At 31.0% G+C, this 24,804-nt stretch carries 29 protein-coding genes and 3 tRNA genes; 5 read left to right on the top strand and 27 right to left on the bottom strand.

Annotated elements, in window-relative coordinates:
- Window position 1: 1 nt before the first annotated feature.
- From nuoK to ACTTBO_RS04355, 18 genes are all read right to left on the bottom strand, one after another.
- Window positions 2–313: an NADH-quinone oxidoreductase subunit NuoK gene (gene nuoK / locus ACTTBO_RS04440; RefSeq protein WP_075506644.1), complete on the bottom strand. Its 312-nt coding sequence runs from the start codon at window positions 311–313 to the stop codon at window positions 2–4.
- Window positions 306–938, bottom strand: a complete 633-nt coding sequence (locus ACTTBO_RS04435) for an NADH-quinone oxidoreductase subunit J (protein ID WP_075506643.1) — start codon at window positions 936–938, stop codon at window positions 306–308. Before ACTTBO_RS04435 ends, nuoK begins: the two co-directional genes overlap by 8 nt.
- Window positions 939–1,424: an NADH-quinone oxidoreductase subunit NuoI gene (gene nuoI / locus ACTTBO_RS04430; protein WP_075506642.1), complete on the bottom strand. Its 486-nt coding sequence runs from the start codon at window positions 1,422–1,424 to the stop codon at window positions 939–941.
- A gap of 2 nt (window positions 1,425–1,426) precedes the next feature.
- A complete protein-coding gene (gene nuoH, locus ACTTBO_RS04425; protein WP_262589304.1) occupies window positions 1,427–2,425 on the bottom strand; it encodes an NADH-quinone oxidoreductase subunit NuoH in 999 nt (332 codons plus the stop codon).
- A 1-nt stretch (window position 2,426) separates the two neighbouring features.
- Window positions 2,427–4,457 (bottom strand): NADH-quinone oxidoreductase subunit NuoG, encoded by a 2,031-nt coding sequence (gene nuoG, locus ACTTBO_RS04420; protein WP_440656572.1) that lies wholly within the window; start codon window positions 4,455–4,457, stop codon window positions 2,427–2,429.
- Window positions 4,450–5,781, bottom strand: coding sequence for an NADH-quinone oxidoreductase subunit NuoF (gene nuoF / locus ACTTBO_RS04415; protein WP_075506639.1), 1,332 nt, complete (start codon window positions 5,779–5,781; stop codon window positions 4,450–4,452). Before nuoF ends, nuoG begins: the two co-directional genes overlap by 8 nt.
- A complete protein-coding gene (nuoE, locus tag ACTTBO_RS04410) occupies window positions 5,774–6,382 on the bottom strand; it encodes an NADH-quinone oxidoreductase subunit NuoE (protein WP_075506638.1) in 609 nt (202 codons plus the stop codon). Before nuoE ends, nuoF begins: the two co-directional genes overlap by 8 nt.
- Window positions 6,379–7,554 (bottom strand): NADH-quinone oxidoreductase subunit D, encoded by a 1,176-nt coding sequence (locus ACTTBO_RS04405; protein ID WP_440656571.1) that lies wholly within the window; start codon window positions 7,552–7,554, stop codon window positions 6,379–6,381. The genes nuoE and ACTTBO_RS04405 overlap by 4 nt, the downstream gene beginning before the upstream one ends.
- Window positions 7,538–8,143, bottom strand: a complete 606-nt coding sequence (locus tag ACTTBO_RS04400) for an NADH-quinone oxidoreductase subunit C (protein ID WP_075506636.1) — start codon at window positions 8,141–8,143, stop codon at window positions 7,538–7,540. The genes ACTTBO_RS04405 and ACTTBO_RS04400 overlap by 17 nt, the downstream gene beginning before the upstream one ends.
- A gap of 2 nt (window positions 8,144–8,145) precedes the next feature.
- A complete protein-coding gene (locus ACTTBO_RS04395; protein WP_425321967.1) occupies window positions 8,146–8,661 on the bottom strand; it encodes a NuoB/complex I 20 kDa subunit family protein in 516 nt (171 codons plus the stop codon).
- Between the two features lie 10 nt (window positions 8,662–8,671).
- Window positions 8,672–9,040 (bottom strand): NADH-quinone oxidoreductase subunit A, encoded by a 369-nt coding sequence (locus ACTTBO_RS04390; RefSeq protein WP_262589310.1) that lies wholly within the window; start codon window positions 9,038–9,040, stop codon window positions 8,672–8,674.
- An 88-nt stretch (window positions 9,041–9,128) separates the two neighbouring features.
- A tRNA-Asp gene (locus ACTTBO_RS04385) sits at window positions 9,129–9,205 on the bottom strand.
- A gap of 12 nt (window positions 9,206–9,217) precedes the next feature.
- Window positions 9,218–9,293: transfer RNA gene (locus tag ACTTBO_RS04380), tRNA-Val, on the bottom strand.
- A gap of 50 nt (window positions 9,294–9,343) precedes the next feature.
- Entirely contained in the window at window positions 9,344–11,722 is a 2,379-nt protein-coding gene (lon, locus tag ACTTBO_RS04375; protein ID WP_440656570.1) for an endopeptidase La, read from the bottom strand.
- A 60-nt stretch (window positions 11,723–11,782) separates the two neighbouring features.
- Window positions 11,783–13,051, bottom strand: a complete 1,269-nt coding sequence (gene clpX / locus ACTTBO_RS04370; protein WP_075506632.1) for an ATP-dependent Clp protease ATP-binding subunit ClpX — start codon at window positions 13,049–13,051, stop codon at window positions 11,783–11,785.
- An 89-nt stretch (window positions 13,052–13,140) separates the two neighbouring features.
- Window positions 13,141–13,752, bottom strand: coding sequence for an ATP-dependent Clp endopeptidase proteolytic subunit ClpP (gene clpP, locus ACTTBO_RS04365; protein ID WP_262589313.1), 612 nt, complete (start codon window positions 13,750–13,752; stop codon window positions 13,141–13,143).
- A gap of 42 nt (window positions 13,753–13,794) precedes the next feature.
- A complete protein-coding gene (tig, locus tag ACTTBO_RS04360) occupies window positions 13,795–15,243 on the bottom strand; it encodes a trigger factor (RefSeq protein ID WP_440656569.1) in 1,449 nt (482 codons plus the stop codon).
- A 10-nt stretch (window positions 15,244–15,253) separates the two neighbouring features.
- Window positions 15,254–15,338, bottom strand: a tRNA-Leu gene (locus ACTTBO_RS04355).
- 84 nt (window positions 15,339–15,422) lie between these two features.
- On the opposite strand from ACTTBO_RS04355, the gene ACTTBO_RS04350 reads away from it, so the two are divergent.
- The 3 genes from ACTTBO_RS04350 to ACTTBO_RS04340 are packed head-to-tail and all read left to right on the top strand — an operon-like array spanning window position 15,423 to window position 16,252.
- Window positions 15,423–15,674: a DUF1289 domain-containing protein gene (locus tag ACTTBO_RS04350; protein ID WP_440656568.1), complete on the top strand. Its 252-nt coding sequence runs from the start codon at window positions 15,423–15,425 to the stop codon at window positions 15,672–15,674.
- Window positions 15,667–15,837, top strand: a complete 171-nt coding sequence (locus tag ACTTBO_RS04345) for a hypothetical protein (protein ID WP_179850442.1) — start codon at window positions 15,667–15,669, stop codon at window positions 15,835–15,837. Before ACTTBO_RS04350 ends, ACTTBO_RS04345 begins: the two co-directional genes overlap by 8 nt.
- Window positions 15,838–15,877: 40 nt before the next feature.
- Entirely contained in the window at window positions 15,878–16,252 is a 375-nt protein-coding gene (locus ACTTBO_RS04340; protein WP_440656567.1) for a hypothetical protein, read from the top strand.
- Here ACTTBO_RS04340 and ACTTBO_RS04335 read toward each other — a convergent pair.
- Both ACTTBO_RS04335 and ACTTBO_RS04330 read right to left on the bottom strand, forming a co-directional pair.
- Window positions 16,249–16,386 carry a hypothetical protein gene (locus ACTTBO_RS04335; protein WP_179850441.1) on the bottom strand — a complete coding sequence of 46 codons (138 nt, stop codon included), beginning with the start codon at window positions 16,384–16,386 and terminating at the stop codon, window positions 16,249–16,251. The two genes, ACTTBO_RS04340 and ACTTBO_RS04335, sit on opposite strands and share 4 nt — an antisense overlap.
- Window positions 16,387–16,396: 10 nt before the next feature.
- On the bottom strand, window positions 16,397–16,954 hold the full coding sequence (locus ACTTBO_RS04330; protein WP_440656566.1) for a histidine phosphatase family protein: 558 nt from the start codon (window positions 16,952–16,954) through the stop codon (window positions 16,397–16,399).
- Between the two features lie 2 nt (window positions 16,955–16,956).
- Between ACTTBO_RS04330 and ACTTBO_RS04325 the strand changes: the two genes are divergently transcribed.
- Entirely contained in the window at window positions 16,957–17,637 is a 681-nt protein-coding gene (locus tag ACTTBO_RS04325; RefSeq protein WP_440656565.1) for a uracil-DNA glycosylase, read from the top strand.
- On the opposite strand, the gene ACTTBO_RS04320 is transcribed toward ACTTBO_RS04325, so the two are convergent.
- Complete coding sequence (locus ACTTBO_RS04320; RefSeq protein WP_440656564.1) at window positions 17,630–18,046, bottom strand: YbgC/FadM family acyl-CoA thioesterase; 417 nt, start codon at window positions 18,044–18,046, stop codon at window positions 17,630–17,632. The genes ACTTBO_RS04325 and ACTTBO_RS04320 overlap by 8 nt on opposite strands.
- Window positions 18,047–18,104: 58 nt before the next feature.
- On the opposite strand from ACTTBO_RS04320, the gene ACTTBO_RS04315 reads away from it, so the two are divergent.
- A complete protein-coding gene (locus ACTTBO_RS04315) occupies window positions 18,105–18,245 on the top strand; it encodes a hypothetical protein (protein WP_440648707.1) in 141 nt (46 codons plus the stop codon).
- Here ACTTBO_RS04315 and ACTTBO_RS04310 read toward each other — a convergent pair whose 3' ends face one another.
- From ACTTBO_RS04310 to ACTTBO_RS04285, 6 genes are all read right to left on the bottom strand, one after another.
- Window positions 18,246–18,896, bottom strand: coding sequence for a DUF3047 domain-containing protein (locus tag ACTTBO_RS04310; RefSeq protein ID WP_440656563.1), 651 nt, complete (start codon window positions 18,894–18,896; stop codon window positions 18,246–18,248).
- A 193-nt stretch (window positions 18,897–19,089) separates the two neighbouring features.
- Entirely contained in the window at window positions 19,090–20,094 is a 1,005-nt protein-coding gene (locus ACTTBO_RS04305; protein WP_440656562.1) for an alcohol dehydrogenase catalytic domain-containing protein, read from the bottom strand.
- A gap of 1 nt (window position 20,095) precedes the next feature.
- Window positions 20,096–21,553: a cytosine permease gene (locus tag ACTTBO_RS04300; RefSeq protein WP_440656561.1), complete on the bottom strand. Its 1,458-nt coding sequence runs from the start codon at window positions 21,551–21,553 to the stop codon at window positions 20,096–20,098.
- A gap of 26 nt (window positions 21,554–21,579) precedes the next feature.
- On the bottom strand, window positions 21,580–22,914 hold the full coding sequence (locus tag ACTTBO_RS04295) for a TRAP transporter large permease (RefSeq protein ID WP_440656560.1): 1,335 nt from the start codon (window positions 22,912–22,914) through the stop codon (window positions 21,580–21,582).
- Window positions 22,914–23,528 (bottom strand): TRAP transporter small permease subunit, encoded by a 615-nt coding sequence (locus ACTTBO_RS04290; RefSeq protein WP_440656559.1) that lies wholly within the window; start codon window positions 23,526–23,528, stop codon window positions 22,914–22,916. The genes ACTTBO_RS04295 and ACTTBO_RS04290 overlap by 1 nt, the downstream gene beginning before the upstream one ends.
- 71 nt (window positions 23,529–23,599) lie before the next feature.
- A complete protein-coding gene (locus ACTTBO_RS04285; protein ID WP_440656558.1) occupies window positions 23,600–24,694 on the bottom strand; it encodes a TRAP transporter substrate-binding protein in 1,095 nt (364 codons plus the stop codon).
- Window positions 24,695–24,804: the final 110 nt, after the last annotated feature.

The raw sequence follows: 24,804 nt of genomic DNA, 5'->3' as shown, positions 1-24,804 counted from the left end.
ATTATCCTTTCAACTCATCAATTTCTTCAACTCTGATAGTTCCAGAGTTTCTGTAGTAAACAACGATTATAGCTAAACCAATCGCAGCTTCTGCAGCTGCTACAGTTAAAATAAATAAGGTAAATACTTGACCAGCTAAATCTCCAAGAAAGATTGAAAAAGCAACTAAGTTGATATTTACAGCTAATAAAATCAACTCAATACTCATCAATATAACAATAATATTTTTTCTATTAAGAAAAATTCCAATAACTCCAATTGAAAATATAACAGCGCCTAAAGTTAAATAATGTCCTAAACCTATCTCAGTCATCTATTTTAACTCCTTTGTTAGAAGCAACTTCTACAACACTTACTCCTTCAGCTCTTTCACGAGAAATTTGTTTTATATAACTTTGTCTTTTGACGTTTGACCTTTGTCTAAAAGTCAGAACGATTGCTCCAACCATCGCAACTAACAAAATCATACCGCTAATTTGAAATACATGTATGTAATCAGTGTATAATATTTGACCTAATGAGTGTGTGTTACTTAAGTCTGAAACTTTTAATGAATTGTTAATATCAAAAATCTCTGGTTTGTATTTCCATCCGCCAATTACAATAATTAGTTCAAAGAAAATGATTGTACTAATAATTAATCCAACAGGAATATGTTTTGAGCTAGCAGCAGAGGCAAACCATTGATTTTTTTGTTGAGCAACATTTAGCATCATTACAACAAAAAGAAATAAAACTGCTACAGCTCCAACGTAAACAATCAACATTATCATACCCAAAAACTCAGCACCAATCATAATAAATAGACAAGAAATACTGATAAAATCTAATATTAAAAAGAAAACTGAGTGGACAGTATTTTTAGATACTGTAACCATTATTGCAGACACAACCGCAATTATAGAAAAAGTGTAGAAGAAAATAGCGTGAGCAATCATTTATCTATGTGAACTATCCGCTTTAATATTAGCGTCTAGAATATTCTCCCATCTGTCACCGTTATCTAATAATTTCTCTTTTGTGTAATATAATTCTTCTCTTGTCTCAGTCGAAAATTCAAAATTTGGACCTTGGACTATAGCATCAACAGGACAAGCTTCTTCACATAAACCACAATAAATACATTTCATCATATCAATGTCATAACGAGTAGTTTTTCTACTGCCATCTTCTCTTTGAGCAGATTCAATTGTAATTGCTTGGGCAGGACATACAGCTTCGCAAAGTTTGCATGCAATACATCTTTCTTCTCCATTTGGATATCTTCTTAAAGCGTGCTCACCTCTAAATCTTGGGCTAATTTTTCCTTTTTCAAAAGGATAATTGATTGTTTTTTTTGGTTTAAACAATTCTTTTATTGCAATGAACAAACCGCCTACAAAATCAACCATGAAAATAGTTTTAAAAAATCTAGATAAATTCATAATTAGTTTGTTGGTAAAAGGTTAAAGTAAAATAAATAACTTGCAGTTAAAACAACCCAAGTTAATGACAAAGGAAGAAATACTTTCCAACCTAATCTCATTAATTGGTCATATCTATATCTTGGTACAATTGCTTTTACTAAAGCAAATAAGAAAAATAAAAGTAAAATTTTTAAAATTAACCAAATTGCACCAGGAACTAAAGTAAATGGATAAATATCTATTGGAGATAACCAACCACCTAAGAACAATATAGCTCCCATAGCACACATCAATAAGATGTTTGCATACTCACCTAACCAAAACATTGCATACATCATTCCTGAATATTCTGTCTGATATCCAGCAACTAATTCTGCTTCAGCTTCAGGTAAATCAAAAGGTGGTCTATTAGTTTCAGCTAAAGCAGAGATAAAAAATATTACAAACATTGGAAATAACGGAATTACAAACCATAGATTTTGTTGAGCAATTACAATGTCATTCAAATTCAATGAGCCTACGCACAACAATACATTGATGATAATAACTCCAATAGAAACTTCATATGATACCATTTGAGCCGCAGATCTAATTGCACCTAGGAAAGGATATTTAGAGTTTGAAGCCCATCCTCCCATAATTATTCCATAAACACCTAGCGATGAAACAGCAAATAGATAAAGTATACCGACATTAATATCAGCTAAGACCTGTGTTGCACTAAATGGTATAACAGCCCAAGCTATCAAGGCTAATGTCATAGTAACGATAGGTGCTAATATGAAGATTACTTTGTTTGAGCTTGATGGGATGATTATTTCTTTAAAAATATATTTCAACGCATCAGCTAATGATTGAAGTAATCCAAATGGTCCAACTACATTAGGTCCTTGTCTTTTTTGGACAAAAGCCCAAACTCGTCTATCTAGCCAAACAATCATAGCTACAGAAACCAAAACTGGAACTAACAAAAATAAAATTTTGTATACCTCTTGAAAGACTATATTTAAATATTCCATCTTAACCTTCTGTGCCTGTTGATTTTAAATTCATTTTTGCATTATTGCACTCGATCATTGTTTTTGATGATTTAGCAACAACATTAGAAAAATAATAATCTTTAATTTCAATTTTTAAATTTTCATTATTAAAATCAGAATTTGATTTGTTATTATTTTGTTCAGTTTGTTTTTCACTTTGCAATTTTAAATAATTTAACATGCTGCTATCTAGCTCTTCTTTATCGTTAAACAATTTTCTATTATTCATGAATTCAGCTAGTTCATTTATTATCTGCCAATCTTCTTTTGCATCTCCAGGTGGATAAGAAGCCTTAAATGCTTTTTGAATTTTTCCCTCTAAATTTGTATAATAACCGTCTTGTTCTGTATAAGCTGAGCCAGGTAAAATTATATCTGCACACTCTGCCCCTTTGTCACCATGGCTCCCTTGATAAATAACAAATTCATTTTTTTTAACAAAATTTAAATTATCTTGACCTATTAAAAACACTATTTCAAATTTATTTGATTTTAAATCTTCTATTAAATTTGTTTTATTATTTAAAACCCCTAAATCAAAATTTCCTACAGTTGCTGCATCACATGATAAAACATTCAAAGGATTCCACTCTTCTGAGAACTTGTTTTTTTTATTCAAAAAATCTTTTAAATTGTCAAATAAATATTGTGCATTTTCTAATCTTAATAAAGACTCACCAATAATTATCATTGGTTTTTTTGCACTTTCTATTTCTTTTGAAAGTTTATGTGTGTCATCTATAATTTCTTTTATTGTTTTAGTTTGTCCATCTAAGCTTTCATAAGGATAAGTTAGATCTCCACAATCATTTAATGATACAATTCTCGTACTATTATTTAGATAAGATTTTCTAATTCTTGCATTTAAAATTGTGGCTTCATACCTAGGATTGGCGCCTAACAATAAAATTAAATCAGCATCTTCAATTCCGTTAATTAAGGAATTAAACAAATAATTTTCTCTTTTTGAAATATTAATATATCTATTGTCTGATCTTGATTCATAATTATCAGTTTCAAGTGTACGGTCAAAAAATTCTTTAAAAATGTACGCAGTTTCCATGTTTGTTAAATCTCCAACAAAACCAGATACTTTTTCTTTAGATGTATTTTCTAATTTAGATTTTATTATTTTATAAACTTCTTGCCACGATGCTTTCTCAAATTTACCGTTGTATTTAATATATGGAGTGTCTAATCTTTGATGAAGTAAACCATCACACGCATATCTAGTTTTATCTGAAATCCATTCTTCATTAATATCTTCATTTATTATTGGGAGAACTCTTTTTACTTCCCAATCGTATGTATCAACTCTAATGTTTGAACCTATTGCATCCATAACATCAATTGTTTCAGTCTTTTTTAATTCCCATGGTCTCGCTTCAAAAACATAAGGTTTTGATGTCAAAGCTCCAACAGGACATAAATCAACTACATTGGCAGATAATTCTGATTGCATTGATTGCTCAAGATATGTTGTAATTTGCATATCCTCACCCCTACCTATAGCACCAAGTTCTGGGACTCCTGCAACTTCAGTGGCAAATCGCACACATCTTGTACAATGTATGCATCTTGTCATTTGAGTTTTTATTAATGGTCCCATATTTTTTTCAGGAACTGCTCTTTTGTTTTCTTTAAATCTTGATTTATCTACCCCATAAAACATTGATTGATCTTGAAGATCACACTCACCACCTTGGTCACATACAGGACAATCTAGAGGATGATTTGCTAGTAAAAATTCCATTACACCTTTTCTGGCTTTTTCAACTAAACTTGTGTTTGTTTTAATGTTCATTCCTTCGGCAGCAGGCATTGCGCATGATGCAATCGGTTTCGGTGATTTCTCCATTTCCACCAAACACATTCTACAATTTCCAGCTATAGATAATTTTTCATGATAACAAAATCTAGGTATCTCAACTCCTGCTTTTTCACAGGCTTGAAGAACTGTTAGTCCTTCTTCAACTTCTACATCAATATCATTTACTTTTAATTTAAGCATTTTTTTTATCTAATAAATGTTGATCAACCAAATAAGGTATATTATTTTTTTTCTGAACAATTGGGTCCAAATTGTTTCTTTCTTGAATTTCTTTTTTAAAATGTCTTAACAAACCTTGAACTGGCCATGAAGAACCTTCTCCAAACGCACAAATTGTATGACCAGCGATTTGAGTTGTTACATCTCCTAACATGTCAACTTCATCTTTAGTTGCATCGCCTTTTGCCATACGCTCAAGCATTCGCCACATCCATCCAGAACCTTCTCTGCAAGGTGTACATTGTCCACAACTTTCATGTTTGTAAAATCTAGCAATTCTCGCCATACATTTAATAATGTCTTGATCTTTATTAATAACCACTATTCCTGCTGTTCCTAATCCACTTTTTTCTTCGACACACGCATCAAAATCCATCTTTAATGTTTCGCATCTATCTTTTGGAATTAGAGGCATAGAAGATCCACCAGGTATTACAGCTTGTAAATTATCCCATCCACCAATCACTCCACCAGCATGAACTTCTATTAATTCTTTTAGAGGAATACTCATTTCCTCTTCTACATTACAAGGATTATTAACATTTCCAGAAATACAGAATATTTTGGTACCTGTATTTTTTTCTCTTCCTAAAGAAGCAAACCATTTAGCTCCTCTTCTTAGAATAGTTGGCACCACAGCAATTGTTTCAACATTATTAATTATAGTTGGACACCCATATAAACCAATCAAAGCTGGGAAAGGTGGTTTTAATCTTGGTTGACCTTTTTTGCCCTCTAAACTTTCAAGTAATGCTGTTTCTTCACCACAAATATACGCTCCTGCTCCATAGTGGATATAAATATCTAAATCCCACCCAGTTCCAGCTGCATTTTTTCCTAATAGTTTTTTCTCATAAGCCTCATCAATTGCAGCTTGGAGTTTTTGACCATCAACAAAATATTCTCCTCTAATATATATATAGCAGACGTGTGCTTGAACTGCGTATGATGCTATTAGACAACCCTCTATTAATTTATGAGGTTCAAATCTTAAAATATCTCTATCTTTACAAGTGCCTGGTTCAGACTCATCACCATTAATAACCAAATAATGTGGTCTTGATCCAACTTCTTTTGGTGCAAATGACCACTTTAAACCTGTAGGAAATCCTGCACCACCTCGACCTCTAAGCTGAGATTCTTTAATTTCATTAATAATCCAATCTCTTCCTTTTTCAGTAATTTCTTTAGTGTTTACCCAATCTCCTCTTGATTGTGACGCTGCTACATCAGAGCCTTTATCATTATATAAATTTTGAAAAATTCTATCTTGATCTTTAAGCATTTTTTAAATCCGTTAATGTTTTTCTATTGTTCTCTGGCTCATTATTAATTCTTCCTCTGTATGAACCTGGTTTTGGAGTTTCTCCATTTAAAATTTTATCCAAAATCTCAGATGTTTTTTCTTTATCAAGATCTTCGTAATAATCATCATTTATTTGCATCATAGGAGCAGTCACGCAAGCACCTAAGCATTCAACTTCCATCCATGAACAACTCTTATCGCTTGATAATTCACATTCATTTTCAGAAATTTTTTCCTTACAAGCTTCAACCAATTTATTTGCACCTCTAATCATACATGGTGTTGTGGTACATACTTGAACAAAATATTTTCCAACAGGTGATAGATTGTACATTGTATAGAAAGTGGCCACCTCATAAACTTTTATATAAGGCATATCTAAAAACTTAGCGATATACTTCATCGCAGCTAATGGTATCCAATTATTATTTTGTCTTTGAGCAATATAAAGTAAGGCCATCACAGCACTTTGTTGTTTTCCTTTTGGATATTTTGCAACAATATTATTTGCTGCCTCTAAAGAGGAAGCATTAAATTCAAAACTTTCTGGTTGATCTTTTGCTGGTTTTCTTAAGCTCATCTATCCACCTCACCAAAAACAATATCTAATGAACCTAGAACAGCTGGTACATCTGCTAACATGTGTCCTTTAATTAAATAATCCATTGATTGCAAATGTGAAAATCCTGGTGCTCTAATCTTACATTTGTAGGGTTTGCTCGAACCATCAGAAATTAAATAAACTCCAAATTCTCCCTTAGGTGCTTCAACAGCTGTATAAATTTCGTCCTTAGGTACTCTATAACCCTCTGTAAATAATTTAAAATGATGAATTAATGCTTCCATTGATTGTTTAATATCTTTTTTTGATGGTGGACTAATTTTACCATCTAATGATTTAATTGGACCTTTTTCCATTTTAGATAAACACTGTTTAATAATAGAAACACTCTCTTTCATTTCTTCAATTCTGCATAAATATCTATCGTAGCAATCACCATTTTTTCCAACTGGTATTTTAAAATCTAAATCCTCATAACAATCATAAGGTTGAGATTTTCTTAAATCCCAAGGCACCCCTGATCCTCTAATCATAACTCCTGAAAACGAATAATCTAAGGCATCCTCTTTACTTACAATTCCAATATCTACGTTTCTTTGTTTAAAAATTCTATTGTCTGTTAAGAGACTTTCTAAATCATTAATCACTTTTGGAAATGTGTCGCAAAAGTTTGAGATATCTTCCTCTAAACCTTTAGGTAAGTCTTGATGAACACCACCGGCTCTAAAGTAGTTGGCGTGTAATCTTGATCCAGAAGCTCTTTCGTAAAAAGTCATTAAAGTTTCTCGTTCTTCAAAACCCCAAAGTGATGGGGTTAAGGCACCAACATCAAGCGCTTGAGTAGTAACGTTAAGAATATGACTTAGTATTCTTCCAATTTCACAAAACATAACCCTTATATACTGAGCTCTAATCGGTACATCTATTTTAAGAATTTTTTCTACAGCAAGGGCAAAAGCATGTTCTTGATTCATTGGAGCCACGTAATCCAAACGATCAAAATACGGAACGGCTTGCATGTATGTCTTGTTTTCAATTAATTTTTCTGTACCTCTATGAAGCAAGCCTATATGTGGGTCTGCTTTTTCAACAACCTCACCATCTAATTCTAATATTAGTCTTAATACACCGTGAGCTGCTGGATGTTGAGGACCAAAGTTTAGATTTAAATTTTTAATTTTTTTTGTCATTATTCTCAATTTCTTCTTTAATATATTTTGTTCCTTCCCAAGGACTCTCGTAATCAAAATTTCGATAATTTTGCTCTAGTTTAACTGGTTCGCTGATTACTTTTTTTTGATCTTCGCTGTATCTAACTTCTGAGTGACCAGTTAAAGGAAAATCTTTTCTTAAAGGATGTCCTTCGAAACCATAATCTGTAAGTATTCTTCTTAAGTCTGGATGATCTTTGAAATTTACACCATACATATCAAAAACTTCTCTTTCCATCCAATTTGCTGCAGGAAAAACACTTGTTAAAGAAGGTATAACTTCATTTTCAGAAATAGAGTATTTTAGAACTAGTCTTTGATTAAACTCATGACTTAAAAATAAGTAAACTACTTGAAATCTTTGATTATTTTCTGGATAATCTACAACTGTAATATCTATTAGCTGTCGAAATTTTGTATCTAAATTAGTTTTTAGGAATAAAATTACATCTAAAAAATCATCTTTATCTGTTTCTAGATAAATTTGATTATGTTTTATTTCTGAATTGTTAATTTTAGTGGTTAACTCAGAATTAATTTTTTTTTCTAGATCCTCTAAACTATTCATGACTATCTTATAAAAGATCCTTTTTTTCTAATTTTTTTTTGTAATTGCAAAATTCCGTATAATAATGCTTCTGCAGAGGGAGGGCATCCTGGAACATATACATCTACTGGAACTATACGATCACACCCTCTAACAACTGAATAAGAATAATGATAATAACCTCCACCATTAGCACAGCTACCCATAGAAATTACATATCTAGGTTCTGGCATTTGATCGTAAACTTTTCTTAGAGCTGGTGCCATTTTATTTGTCAATGTTCCAGCAACAATCATTACATCTGATTGCCTTGGTGATCCACGAGGAGCAGCTCCAAACCTTTCCAAGTCATATCTAGGCATTGCTGTTTGCATCATTTCGACTGCGCAGCACGCAAGACCAAAAGTCATCCAATGCAAAGAGCCAGATCTAGACCAATTAATTAAATTATCTAGCGATGTAGTTATAAAACCATTTTTGCTAAAATCTTTAGCAAGTTGTTTAAACTCTTCAGGAACTTGTTCTATTTTATCGTTCATTAAATTAATTTTATTCCCAATCTAAAGCACCTTTTTTCCATTCATAAATAAAACCAACTGTTAGTATGAATAGAAAAATCATCATTGATGAAAAACCTAATAGACCGATGTTTCCTAATGATATTGCCCATGGAAATAGAAAGGCAATTTCGAGATCAAATATGATAAATAGGATTGCAACTAAATAAAATCTTACATCAAACTCCATTCTGGAGTCTTGAAACGGTTCAAAACCACATTCATATGCAGACAATTTTTCTGGATCAGGTTTTTTTGGAGAAAGTAAAAAATTTAACACTACAAAAGCAATACTTAAGCCAAGAGCAATAACTAAAAATAGAATAATTGGTAGGTAATCTTTTAAAAATTCAGATAACATGAAAATCTATATATCAGTTTTTATCTGATGTTGAAGGGAAGATAAGTCACATTTTATTAATATTAACAGACAGTTTATTGGGAAAAAGTGGCGGGAGTGAAGGGACTCGAACCCTCGACCTATCGCGTGACAGGCGATCGCTCTAACCAACTGAGCTACACCCCCACTTAATTTGTTTGGTGGGCAGTAAAGGACTCGAACCTTTGACCCCCTCGGTGTAAACGAGATGCTCTACCAACTGAGCTAACCGCCCCAAAACAGAGCTACTTATTACATCAACACTTTAATAAAGTAAATTAATTATTATTGAATACTAGCTTGAGATTTATCGTCTTTTTTAGCCAAATCTACCTCAACCCATTCCGTAGGTTTAAGTTCTTTGGTTAAAGCAATTTTAATTACTTGGTCGGCATATTCGACTGGTGTAATTTTAATGTCATCTATAATTTTCTTGGGCATATCGACTAAATCTTTTTCATTTTCTTTAGGAATCAAAACTTCTTTAATTCCAGCTCTATGAGCAGCTAGTAATTTTTCTTTAAGGCCACCTATTGGCAATACTTGGCCTGTTAATGTTACCTCACCAGTCATCGCAACATCTCTTCTCACAGGTATATTTGTAATCGACGAAACAATTGAAGTAACCATTCCTATTCCAGCAGATGGACCATCTTTTGGTGTTGCTCCTTCTGGTACATGAATATGAAAATCTTTTTTCTCAAATAGAGGTGGGATAATTCCGTACTCTAAACATTTTGATCTAACAAAAGATTTTGCAGCTTTTACAGACTCTTGCATCACATCACCTAACTTACCAGTTATTTGCATTCTTCCTTTTCCAGGCATAGTTACTGTTTCAATTTTTAAAATCTCTCCACCGTACTCAGTCCAAGCAAGTCCAGTTACAATACCCACTCTATTTTCTGATTCTAATTCCCCAAATTTAAATTTAGCTACACCAAGAAAATCAGATAAATTTTTATTATTAATTTGAACTTCTTTTTCCTCACCCGCTACTATTTTCTTAACAACTTTTCTAGCAAGTTTAGAAATTTCTCTTTCTAAATTTCTAACTCCTGATTCTTTTGTATATCCTCTGATTACTTCTTTTATAATGTCGTCTTCCAATTTCATTTCTTTTTCTTTAACACCATTATCTTTTATTTGTTTAGGAAGTAGATATTTATTAGCTATACTAATTTTTTCATCCTCAGTGTAACCAGCTAATCTTATTACTTCCATTCTGTCTAATAATGGAGGTAATATATTTAGAGTATTTGCTGTTGTTACAAACATTACATCAGATAAATCATAATCAACCTCTAAATAATGATCGTTAAAAGTTGTATTTTGCTCTGGATCTAATGCTTCTAATAACGCTGATGATGGATCTCCTCTATAATCATTTCCAATTTTATCTATTTCATCTAATAAAATTAGAGGATTTTTTGTTCCAGCTTTTTTCATCATTTGAATTATTTTACCTGGTAATGATCCGATATAAGTTCTTCTATGCCCTCTTATTTCTGCTTCGTCTCTCATACCACCCACAGACATTCTAACAAATTCTCTGTTAGTTGCTTTTGCAATAGATTTACCTAAAGATGTTTTACCAACACCAGGAGGACCAACTAAGCATAATATTGGACCTTTGATTTTTTCCATTCTTTTTTGAACAGCCAAGAATTCTATTATTCTCTCTTTAACTTTCTCTAGTCCAAAATGATCTTTATCAAGAATATTTAACGCTTTAGTTAAATCTATATCAACTTCACTTTTCTTATGCCAAGGTAATTCTGTCATCCAATCCAAGTAGTTTCTAACCACAGTAGCTTCTGCTGACATTGGGCTCATGTTCTTTAATTTTTTAAGTTCCTGAAGACATTTTTTTTCAACTTCTTTTGGCATTTTAGCTTTTGTTATAGCTTTATTTAAACTAGTAGTTTCGTCTTTACCGTCTTCAATCTCACCAAGTTCTTTTTGAATAGCTTTAAGCTGTTCATTTAAATAGTATTCTCTCTGGGTTTTCTCCATTTGAGTTTTAACTCTTCCTCGTATTCTTTTTTCTACACCAATTATACTTGTTTCATTTTCCATAATTTTAATTATGGCGTTTAATCTCTTCTTAATATCTACAGTTTCAAAAATTTGTTGTTTTTCTGAAATTGTAGCAGTGATGTGTGAAGCAATATTGTCAGCTATTTGAGATGGATCTTTTAACTGCTTAATTGTATTTATTGTTTCGTTAGAAATTTTCTTATTTATTGAAGTTAACTTTTCTAATCTTCTTAAAGCAGTAGCTGCTAAAGGAAATAAATCCTCATCTTTTGGTAAAATATCATTGAAATAAGTGTAGTCACACGTAATAAATTTCTCGTTATCTTTAAAGTCTAAAATTTTTACCCTTTTAATACCTTCTACTAAAACTTTTACAGTTCCATCTGGTAACTTTAATAATTGTAGGATGCTTCCTTCACAACCATACATAAAAACGTCTGTTTTTTTGGGATCATCAATCTCTGAGTTTTTTTGTGTTACAAGAATAATCTTCTTATCTTTTTTCATCACCTCATTAAGTGCAGAAATAGATTTATCTCTTCCTACAAACAGAGGTATTACCATGCTTGGGAAGACTACAATGTCTCTTAAAGGTAATAACGGCAATGATATTTTAACGTCCATAGGATTAATATGGATATTATATATTATATTGCAATAGGTTTTTGTTACTTATTAAGGGTATTAAGCCGCTGATGTTTTGCCAGACTTAGATTTATTTTCGCCTTTAGAATGAACTAAAATTGGTTGTGATTGACCTTTTGCGGCTCCTGCATCAACAATTACTTCTTCAATGTTATCTTGGCTTGGGAGATCATACATAGTTTTTAATAATATATTTTCTAATATTGATCTCAATCCTCTTGCACCTGTTTTTTTGCTAATTGCTTTTTGAGCTATTTCTTTAAGAGCATTTTCTTTAAATGTTAATTTCGCTCCATCTAACTTAAATAGTTCTTGATACTGTTTAGTTAAAGAATTTTTAGGTTCTTGTAAAATTTTGATCAATGATTTTTCATCTAAATCCTCAAGAGTTGCTATCATTGGTAATCTTCCGATAAATTCTGGTATTAACCCAAATTTCAATAAATCCTCAGGCTCTAGTCCCTTCATCCACTCTCCTGTTTTTTTATCCTGAGTATTTTTTACATCCGCTCCAAAACCAATTGAGGTACCTTTGTCTCTTTGAGAGATAATCTTGTCTAATCCAGCAAATGCACCTCCACAAATAAAAAGAATATTTGTTGTGTCTACTTGTAAAAATTCTTGTTGAGGATGTTTTCTACCTCCTTGAGGCGGAACACTTGCAACAGTTCCTTCCATTATCTTTAATAAAGCTTGCTGAACTCCTTCTCCAGATACATCTCTTGTAATGGATGGATTCTCAGATTTTCTACTAATCTTATCAACTTCGTCGATATACACTATTCCACGTTGTGCTTTTTCAACATTATAATCTGAAGCTTGAAGTAATTTTAAAATAATATTTTCAACATCTTCACCAACATATCCTGCTTCAGTCAATGTTGTTGCATCGGCCATTGTAAATGGAACATCTAAAATTCTTGCAAGAGTTTGAGCTAATAAAGTTTTACCACAACCAGTAGGGCCAACTAATAAAATGTTGGATTTAGATAATTCTACATTCTTGCTAGTTTTATTTTCATAGTTAAGTCTTTTGTAATGATTGTGTACTGCTACCGACAAAACTTTCTTAGCGTGAGCTTGACCAATTACATAATCATCTAGCACTGTGCAAATTTCTTTTGGTGAAGGAAGACCGTCTTGATGTTTAACAAAAGTATCTTTGCTTTCCTCTTTTATAATATCCATACAAAGCTCAACACATTCATCACAAATGAATACAGTTGGACCTGCAATTAGTTTTCTAACCTCGTGTTGGCTTTTTCCACAAAAAGAACAGTAAAGAATATTTTTATTATTTGTACTCATAATTTTTTAAACGAATCAATTTCATTACTTTATTATAGAAGACTCATACTAATCAAGTTTGGATTAGTGAGTTATCAATATATTGTGTATTATGATCTTTTTTCTACTACTTCGTCAATAAGACCAAATGATTTTGCGACATCAGCGGTCATGAAATTGTCTCTCTCTAAAGCAGATTTTATTTCATCAACAGTTTTACCTGTATGTTTCGAGTAAATTTCATTTAATCTTTTCTTTAATGATAAGACTTCATTTGCATGTATTTCAATATCTGTAGCTTGTCCTTGAAAACCTGCTGAAGGTTGGTGAACCATTATTCTTGAGTTGGGTAAAGAAAACCTCTTACCTTTAGTTCCTGCAGCCAACAAAAATGATCCCATTGATGCGGCTTGTCCAATACATAAAGTTGAAATATCAGGTTTTACATATTGCATGGTGTCGTAAATTCCAAGACCAGCTGTAACCAGTCCACCAGGACTATTGATGTATAAATAAATTTCTTTTTTAGGATCTTCAGCTTCTAAAAATAATAACTGTGCTGTTACTAAGGATGCAATATTGTCATTTATCTGACCCGTTAAAAAAATAATTCTTTCCTTTAAAAGTCTTGAATAAATATCATAAGCTCTCTCACCTTTGCTTGATTGCTCTACAACCATCGGCACTAGATTGCTCATATGTTCTGATAATTTTGTTGTCATAAGTTGATTCTTTCTACTTATACAACTTGTGATTACTTTTTGCTAACTTTTTTTGTTTTTTTTAGCAGCTGGTTTTGCTTTTGATGTTTTTGTAGAAGGCTTTTTTTTCTCTGAAGCTTTTGCTGAAGGTTTCTTTTTTGTTTCTTTCTTAGCTTCGTTATCATGTGAATGATCATGGTCATGATCATGATCGTGATCATGTTTATGAGCTTCTTTTAAGATTTTTTCCGCCTCATCTTTTGAAATTTCTTTTTTATTTGGTTTACCTTTTTCTTTTATAAGATTTAAAATTTTCTCCTCATAAACTGTTCCTCTTAGACTGGCTAAAGCAGATGGATTTTTTTGATAAAAATCCATAACCATTTTCTCTTGTCCTGGCATCATTCTTAATTGTTTTTGAACTTCAGCTTGAATTTCTTGTTCACTAACATTGATTTGATTTTTTTCACCAAATTCATTTAAGATTAATCCAGTCTTAATTCTTGTTTTTGCCTTTTCCTCAAAAGATTTTTTATTCTTTTTAGCTTCATCTTCAGACATACCTTGTGAAAGAATTTTAACTTCTTCCTCGACTAAGTTTCCTGGAACTTCTTCAACTTTAATTTTTTCAATTTCTTTTAGAATTTGATTTTTTGAAAGTTGATCTAAAGAATTTTTATATTCATCATTGATTTGTTTTGAAATTAAAGCTTTAAGATCTTTCAAATCTTTAGCTCCTAAATTTTTTGCAAAATCATCATCTATTTTCACCTCTTGTGGTTGTTTGACTGATAAAATTTTACAATTAAATTTAGCTTTTTTATTAACTAATTCTTTTTCAGGGTAATTCTCTGGAAGTGTTGCTTCAACAACTTTCTCATCATCTTTTTTAACACCAATTAGTTGATTATCGAAACCTTTCAAAAATAAATCTTTACCTAATGTAAGCTGTGTATTTTTTCCTTCACTTCCTTTAAATTCTTTTCCATCAATTGTTGCTTTGTAATCTAATGCAACTAGATCACCTTCTTTTGCTTTCGTATCTGGTGCACCTTCCTTGAAATTTGGTTGGTTCTTAGCAATTTCCTTTATTCTTTTATCAGTCTCACTATCATCAATTTTAACAGTGTATTCATCAAATTTAATGTTTTCTAATGATTTAATCTCTACTTTAGGTAATTCTGTAACTGACAAGACATATTCCAATTCTTTATCTTCACCATATGTCTTTAGATCTAATTTTGGCTGACCTGCTGGTTTAATTTTGTTTTCTTCTAACGCTTTTGTAGATGTATCTTTTAAAACTTTGTCTAATACTTCACCAAATACAGCTTTACCAAATTGTCTTTTTAAAATTTCTTTTGGTACTTTTCCTGGTCGAAAACCTTTTAAATTTACTGTTCCTTTAATCTCTTCATATTTTTCATCCATATAAGAGTTCATAGTCTCTTTATCGATGAAAATTTTTAGATCTTTATTTAAACCTTTTTTATTTTCTACAGTAACTTTCATAATCATTTAATGGTAGGGCGAAAAGGACTCGAACCTTCACCGATTGCTCGACTGGTTCCTAAGACCAGCGCGTCTACCAATTCCGCCATCGCCCCAGTTAAATTAGGTGCTTTATATATTATTGAACTCATTTGTCCAATCCGAATAATAGTGTAAAAGGATATAAAAATATAAATAATATGATTATTTCGCCTTGTATTAGTATTTGCAAAACAGATCCCTCAACAGGTTATTGTTATGGGTGTGGAAGAAATAATGATGAAAAAAAACTTTGGAAACTAGAAGAAACTACAGATGAATGGAAACAAAATAATTTAGAAATTATCAGAAAAAGATTAACTGGATGGCAATTAGATAGTTTTAACGACTCTTACGAGTATAAAATAAATAACGGAATATCTCTATTCAAAAAAAATCTTAAAAATGAGTAAATCAACAATTGTAGTTATAATTTATATTATAGGACTAATCTTTGGTGCTTTAGTTTTAGATATGTGGAGCGCTGAAACTAGCCCTAAAGCATTACTGGGTATTGGTTGGACAGCACTTTTTTTAATTGGATTATTTTTTGCTGAAAAAAATGAAAAAAAATAAATTATTTTTTTTTTCTCTCATTTTATTTTCTTTCTCATTTATGAATCATTCATTTTCAGAAATTATAATTTTAAGTAAATGTGATCATAAAGAAGATAAATATTTAAAAAATGAATATATATTTAATCTTAATGAATTAATTATGACTAGAAATTATGTTTATGCAGAAAAAACTTATCAAAAATATAGAATTACTGATTTAAGTGTAAAAAAATCAAACTCTTATGTAAGAAATATTTACGAAGAGGATGGTAAAATTTTTACTTTAAAACATGGTTATCCTCAATTTTATACTCAAATATTAATTGAAAAGAACAAGCCTGAGATATTTATTAAAAGTGTTATGAACGATATCGAAGGAATTTCAAAAATTTCTATATGTGAAAAAATAGAAAAATTTGCAAACCAAAGTTAGGTTTTCTTTTTTTTATTTTCCTTGAGTTTATCTAAATTTTTTTTTTTAAAATCAAATCTACTATTTGAAATATTAGATCTATGTTTAGCGAATGCTTGTTTTTGTGCTTGTCGCATAGCTCTTTTTGAAGACATAAATTCTAATTTAATATTCTATTTCTAAAGTATCAATTACTTTTAAATTTTTATCTGAAATAACAATCTCACCTGATGATGGTGCATAGTTTAAGAGCTCAGATATTACCACGTAATGTGTTACAAAAATTATATTTTGTTTTTGATCCCACGTTTTTAAGAATTTATTAAAATCAATAACTTGTTGTTTTCTATTTTTAGCAAATTTTGCACTAAAAAATGAATTCAAAAAATTTTTTGTTTCATAATTTTTAAAGGCTATTTCTGCAGTTTCTTTGCATCTGCACCATTCACTAGAGTAAATTTTGTTTATTAAAATATCATTTTGTTTAAAAAAATTTCCAATTTTTTTTGATTGTACTCTTCCCTCGTCATTTAAGTTTCTTTGGGTTTCACAATTATTGACATCAAAATTAGAAGGATCCCCTCCTCCCGGTGCATAAGCATGACGAATAAATATTAATTTACCACCTTTTTGAAGCTCACCAATCATAGCTTCATTTGAATCTGCTTTAATTGGAGAACTTAAAAATATAAATATAATTAAAAAATATTTTAAAATTTTCATATATGGATAATAAATTAAAACAACTTAATAAGAAAATTATTAAATGTAGAAAATGTCCTAGATTAATTAATTTTATTAAAAAAATATCTACTGTAAAACGAAAACAAAATATTAACGAAACTTATTGGGGTAAACCAGTTCCTGGATTTGGTAAGATAAATTCGAAATTATTAATTTTAGGTTTGGCGCCAGCTGCACATGGGGGAACCAGAACAGGAAGACCTTTCACTGGAGACAAATCAAGCGATTTCTTATTTTCTTGTTTAAAAAAAGCAAATATTTCTAATCTACCTTATTCAGAAAATTTAAATGATAGATTGGAATTAAAATCAACTTTTATAACCAATATACTGAAATGTGTTCCTCCTGGTGACAAACCAACAAATGAAGAATTATCAAATTGCTCAAATCATTTTCAAAATGAGATTGAAACTTTAAGCAAAATCCAAACAATTGTTGCTTTAGGTAAAGTTGCTTTTGATAATTGTATTAAATATTACAAAATTAAAAATAAATTAAATGGAAAGTATACTTTTAAGCACGGGAAATGTTATGATTTATCAAATAAAATCAGATTGTACGCTTGTTATCATCCAAGTCCTAGAAATGTAAATACAAAATTAATATCTGAAAAAATGATAGTTAATTTTTTCAAAAAAATAAAAAGAGTAACAGCTATTTAGATTTTAAAATATAAGGCTCAAAGTTGTTTAAAACTATTTCAGGAATTTTTGTAGGTTTTCCGATTGTATTTACAAACACTAAATGTATTTTTGCATCCACAATTAATAAATCATCTCTGTAAATTGACTGATCCATTACAAAAGAGGTTTTTGACAAAGACGATATAAAAGATTTTATTGTTAAATTATCTTCTATGTATGCTGATTTTTTGTATTCAATATTGCATGACTTAACGATTATTAAAGAATTAAACTCATCTTTAATTTTCAAATTACTTAAACCAATAGCTAATAATGCTTCTGTTCTAGCTCTTTCAAAGTATTTTAGATAATTTGCGTAATAAACTACTCCTCCAGAGTCGGTATCTTCATAGTAAATTTTAACATTATGGCTAAAAGTTTTATGCATTGTTCATTAATATCAAATAATGAGAAATTTTTATACAAACTAAGATATAATAACTACAATGAAAGTTTATATAATTTGGTTGATTGGAGTAATTTTATGGAACTTTGGTGTTCCTAATGCAACACCAACAGAGGACGTAATTGTAGCAATCATACTATCATTCCTGAGTATGGGGCTAAAAAAATATACTAAACTTTAATTAATTTGCTGAAAAATAAATGTTTTGAAAATATGCTATAGATTTCATTTTAGAGTTATCTGTATCTGCCATAACTGCTAAGCCATCTAATTCATCTAAATCTAAATCATGGAATTTCTTAAAATCTTCTTTTACATTTGATTTAACTGTCACCCATTCATTTAAATTAGCTTTGGTTGTGGCAATTACATTATCTATAGATTTTTTTGTGTATGGACTTGGTGAACTAACACCAACATCTCTATTGCTTGAAAACACATAGTTAACTGCTCTATTTGATAATGGTGTTGCACCTGTTTTTTTAACAGCAAAAACTCTCGCTGCAAAATCATGGCCTTTCTTTGTATCTTCTTTAATTCCGGATAAATCTTGCTCAATTTTCCATGTAATGTTTATAAAAGGAGTCTTGTTTAGATCAATTTTAACTTCTTTGCCAAGACCAGATGCTGCATTATCGGCAACAGCCTTAAGGAAGTTTCCATTTTCATTTTTCCCAACAGTATATTTTGTCTCGTTCTTTGCTCCCCTTACTTTTCTGACAGTTAATTCTGAAAGTTCTGCTTCTGTAAATTCAAAAACTACAACTTCATTTGCAACAACTGAGCTAATTGAAATCAAAAAAATTGAGATAAGTTTAAAAAATATTTTCATAATTTAAGTTCTTAATACATTATTTAGACAAGATTTAAACATACAAAAATTAGAATTAATTTTTAAATAAATGATATGAAAACAATTTCAATTTTTTTACTTTTAATTTATTGGTCAATAATGATATCTGCACCAATTATGTCTAATGACCTCAAAATGGGCAGTTCTAGAGCTATAAAATTAAATTCTAATTCTAAGGTATCAGTATAATTTTAGGTGCAACACAGGTGCCATCATGAATTTGTTTAAAGGCATCACCACCATTTTTTAAATCCCTAAATTCAATCCAATCTAGAGAACCTATCTCTTTGTTAGCTAATATTGCTAAAGTTTGCTCAAAATCCTTATTGGTATAACAATAAGTTCCTATTACGGTCACCTCTTGAAGTGTCATTTTTCTAAAATTAAAGGTTCCAGCTGGCTGAGTTAAGCCTATGTGTATAATTGAACCGCCTGGCTTAACTACTTCAATAGCCTGTTGTCTTGAAATTTCCAACCCTACCGTATCAAATACAATATCAAATTTATTACTTTCTATTTCGTTATGGTCTGGTGCAACATATTTTGCATCTAAATATTTTGAGCACTCATTTAATCTCAATTTATTAGGATCAGAGAGAATTATATTTTCACTATTTTTAATTTTAGATAAAATTAAACCACATAACAATCCTATTGCACCACCACCTTGGATCAAAATTTTACATTCAGATAAAGGTTTTATTAAAGATTGTTCACCAATTAATACTGCATGCAAAGAAACTGCAGTTGGCTCTGCTACTGGCGCTTCATTTTTATCTAATCCATCTGGGATTTCATAAATATTCTTATCAGGAGTTGAGACAAATTCAGCAAAAACACCTTGTCTTTCAATTGGTTTGCTCATTCCTAATATAATTCTATGAGGGCAAAGATGTTCTCTAGCACTTGTACAGTATTCACATTTACCACAAGTTATTAGAGGATTTAAAACAACGTCTTTACCTTTAAATTTACCATTTTGAACTTCACCACTAACTTCATGGCCTAATATTAGTGGAGGAATTCTTCTCTCATCATGTCCATGATACGCATGCATATCTGATCCACATATTCCTGAAGCATGAATTTTTAAAATACTTTCACCTGAAACTTCAATTGGATTAGGTTCATCCCTGTAAACTAATTCTTGTGTTCCGGTATATACTAAAGCTTTCATGTTATTTTTTTGCTAACAAGTAATACGTTATCCAAGCTACAAATGCACCAATTAACCATGCGTAAGACTGCAAAAACATTAAATTTGTATTCCAAATTGTTGATGCTGAAAAAATAAAACCTAATAATACTGAGTAAACACCTTTGATATGCCACCCTCTTGAATAAAAATAACTACTTTCTTTATCTATTGAATATAAATCTTTGTTACTTAAGCTTTGCTTTCTGATCAAATAATAATCAGCAACCATAACCCCAAACAATGGACCAAATAATGCACCAAATGTATCTACAAAAGATAAAATGCCAATTTGACTCAAAATTGTAAGCCAAAAAATAGCAACCAACAAACCTAGGAAAGAAATTATATAACTTGCGCTCCTTAAAGATAATTTACTTGGAACAAAATTTATTAGTGAATATTGAGAAGGAATGTAATTAGCTACTAAATTTGTGGATGCTGAAGCAATTACGATAAAAAAAAGTACTAATGTGGTTATTTGAATATTGTCATATTTACCAATTATATCAGTAGGATTTGTAAAAATTCTGTCTATATCTGAAAATTTTTGATTTAGAAGTGCATCTGATCCAGAAACAATAAAAATAGATAAAAAAGAGAAAATAATTAAATTAATAAGTAAACTCAAATTTCCTTTGTCTAGCTCTTTGGTATTTTTAACATTCCTAGAAATATCTCCAAAACTAATTATTAATATTGAAAAATAAGCAAAGACAGTTCCTGCAACAGTTAAAAGTGGTAATAAATTATTAAGATCAAAAAAGTTTTTGGTATTTAAAATATTTATAAATGCTTTTGATGTTAATTTGACATCACTTAAGAATACAAGAAAGAAAAAAATAACAATTCCTACATAAACACTGATTGCTGAAAAATTAACTATTTTTTTATTATATTGAGCACCAATACTAAACAATAATGTTTGAAAAATAATAACAATTATAATTGATGACCAATCAATTATATTTAGACCATAGAAGTAAAAAATAAATATATCTTGCACCAACAAAGATTCATCAATGGTAAAAAGCAATATTCTAATAAGATAAGTTAAAATTTTTGATAAAAAATAAGTCTGAATTCCAAATAAGAAAATTCCAACTAAGCCTCTAATTAATCCAAAAAATTTAGCTCCATTAAATCCTAAAGAAGATCTCAACAAGACCACAAAAGGTAATCCAAATTTTTGTGAGGGTTTTCCAATAAAATTAGCAAACAAATAAACAAAAAATGAACCTAATAAAGTTCCAAGTAAAACCACAAAAGAATTTAGATCATACATTATGTAAAGAGAAGCAATCAAAGAAAAACCAATAACACTTTGTACATTTACACCCCAATAGCAGAAAAGGTCTTTCCAATTCCAAGTTTTATAATTTGGATTTACTGAAACTAGATCCCAATTTGAGAGTGAGTATTTAACTTTTGGCTGATTCACTAAAAATTACTTTAAACTAATAATTTCTACTGTCCATATAAGAGAGTTGGCAGCCAAAGTGCAATTTTTGGAAATATAATAATTAATATTAATCCAATTATTTGAAGAACCATGAATTGCATCATTCCATAATAAATATCTTTTAAATCCCATTCAGGCACAACCCCTTTTAAGAAATACGCAGACAATGCCACTGGTGGTGACAGCCAGGCGGTCTGGAGATTGACGGCTACTAATATTGCAAACCAAGTAAGATTAAAGCCAAGAGCTTCAATCAATGGTAAAATAATTGGCACAATAATCATTACTATTGGTACCCACTCTAAAGGCCAACCCAATAAAAATATTGCAACCATTACAATCGCTAATATTAAATATTTGTTCATTTCTAAACCTAACAAGAATTCAGTTAATAACGTTGGAGTACCAAGTCTTGCAAAAACAGCTCCAAAGAAGTTTGATGCAGCAACTAAAACCATTATTAGTGCAGTGATCTCTAAAGTTTTAACAAGAGCCTCTTGAAGTTTTGAAAAAGTTAATTTTTTGTATGCTAAAGAAAGTAATAAAGCTCCCATTGCACCACAACCAGCTGCTTCTGTTGGAGTTGCAAAACCAAAAAGGATGCTTCCCAATGCTGCAAAAACTAACGCCGCTGGTGGAACTAAACCTAAAAAGAATTCAATCCAAACTTCTTTCATACTGGCAGCTCTCATCTCTTCAGGAATTACAGGTCCCAATTTAGGATTAATCATGCATCTTATTGTTGTGTATCCAGCATATAAACTTGCAAGAAGAATTCCTGGAATTATAGCAGCTGCAAAAAGATCAATTACAGGAATTTCCATAATTGGGCCCATTACAACAAGCATGATACTTGGTGGAATAAGAATTCCTAAAGTACCACCTGCTGTTATTGTTCCTGCAGCAAGCCTAACGTCATAGCCAGATCTATTCATAGATTTTGCAGCCATGATACCTAGTATGGTTACTGAAGCTCCAACAATTCCTGTTGCTGCAGCAAAAATAACTGAAACAAAAAGAACAGCGTAATATAATGCACCTCTAACTCTTGCTAGCATCATTTGGAATGATGAGAACAATCTTTCCATTAAACCCGCCTGCTCCATCATAATACCCATAAAGACAAAGAGCGGGACGGCGGCGAGAGTTTGTTCGGTCATGACCATCGAAAACTGGAGTGTCATTAAATAAAAGACCAATTTTCCAAATCCTAAATATCCAAATACAAAACCTAAAAATATAAGAGTAAATGAAATAGGAAATCCTACAAAAATTGCAAAAAGCATTACTCCAACAAGAATAAAACCTAAATATGCTGGATCTATAAATTCAGCTAGCATTATTCATCTTCTCCTGGCCATTTTCCTCTAGTAGCGGCCCAATAACTTTTTAATAATTCTGAAATACCTTGGATTAATAAAAATACTATACCAACCAATAAACAAGTTTTAATTGGCCACATATAAGGCATCCATGTAGTATCCATTCCTCTTTCACCTCTTTGAATAGATTCACCTACATAACCAATGGTCATATAAAGAAAGACGATTAATCCTGGAAAATAAAATAATAAATATAACCAAAAATCAATTATTCCTTGGTTTTTTGTTTTGAAATTTCTGTATAAAAAATCTGCTCTGATATGAACACCTTTCGAAAGTGCATAACCTGCGCCCAACATGAATAGTGCACCGTATAAAAATCTACTTATGTCATAAGCCCATATTGTAGGTGCATGAAAAAGTTTTCTTGCCAAAACTTCATAAGTCATAGCAAAAATAAGTGGCATAAGTATCCAGCAAACACCATTGCCTATCCATTTGCTAAATTTATCAATGTTTATAATTGAACTCGCCATCCATGATGGCATTTCATTTGGCATCTTTCCTGAACCACCTCGCCTTTCGGCAATCATTTCATCTGATATATCTAGTTTGGTAGGTTCTTCAGCCATAAATATTTTGTTAGAAAAATTAGAGCGGACAACTAAGTCCGCTCTAATTGAATTTTAGATTAATTATTGGATTACTTTAATGTTGCTGCGTGAGCCATTCCTAGCTTCGCATTAGACATTTGAGCACCACTCCAGAAAGGAACTGCTATATCAGCAAATTCTTTCATAGAGTCCCATACTTCTGCAAAAAATGCATTGTTTGCAGCGTTTGTTTCCAAACTTTTCTTAGCTGCAGCCATGTATTCTGTGAAATAATCAGAAGGTGTGTCCTCTAATTTAACTCCATGAACTTCAGTAAGCTCTTTTAAAGCTTTACCATTTTCATAGATTCTGTAACTTAAAGATTTAGCTAATGAAGCATTAGCTGCAACTTCAAGAGACTTCTTCTCATGATCACTCATTGCATTGTAGGTTTTTCCAGTAATATAAAAGTCAGCATTTACGACTACTTGGTGTAAACCTTGTAAGTAGTAGTGCTTTAATACTTTTTGGAAACCAAACGTTAAATCTGGTTTTGGACAACACCATTCAGCAGCATCAATTGTTCCTGCTTCTAAAGCTGGTAGAATATCTCCACCACCCATAGCTACAGATGCGATACCGATGTCTTTATAAGTTTGTCCTGGAATTCCTGGAGGAGTTCTGAACTTATATGTTCTAAAATCAGCCATATCTTTAATTGGTTTTGGAAACCAACCTAAAGCTTCTGGTCCAACTGGTTGAATCATAAATCCTTTGATGTCTCTTCCCATTTCTTTCCATAGTCTGTCGTATAGCTCTTTTCCACCGCCATACTGGAACCATGATAAGAATGCAATGTTGTCAATACCAACACCACCACCAGCTACTGGAGATCCAAATAGCATAGCTGCAGGATGGTCACCTGACCAATAGTGAGTCCAAGCGAAACCACAATCGATTAGGCCTTTGTCAACTGCATCTAAAGTTTCTTTTACACCAACAACAGCTCCTGCTGGCATAATTTCAAACTTAAGAGATCCTCCAGTTAACTCTGTTACTGTGTCAGTAAAATCCTTTAACATCTTAACTTCATCAGCTTTTGTGTTTAGAACTGTCTGACATTTTAGTGTTTTTGCAGCATTAGCATTTGAAATAAATCCAAATACCATTGCAACTGCAAATAACATTGAAATGATTTTTTTCATTTGTTTCCCTCTGTTTAATTTTTAAAAATGAAACTCTGTCAAAAAATGAAAACTAAAACAAGTGTTAATATTGTTATATTTTTAAATTTTAAACAGATTTATTAGAAATA

Origin of the sequence: Candidatus Pelagibacter sp. HIMB1509, from assembly GCF_052047855.1 — a bacterium.
Lineage (GTDB): Bacteria > Pseudomonadota > Alphaproteobacteria > Pelagibacterales > Pelagibacteraceae > Pelagibacter.
Note: the sequence above shows the minus strand (reverse complement) of the source record. Positions and strands in the feature narration are given on the sequence as shown.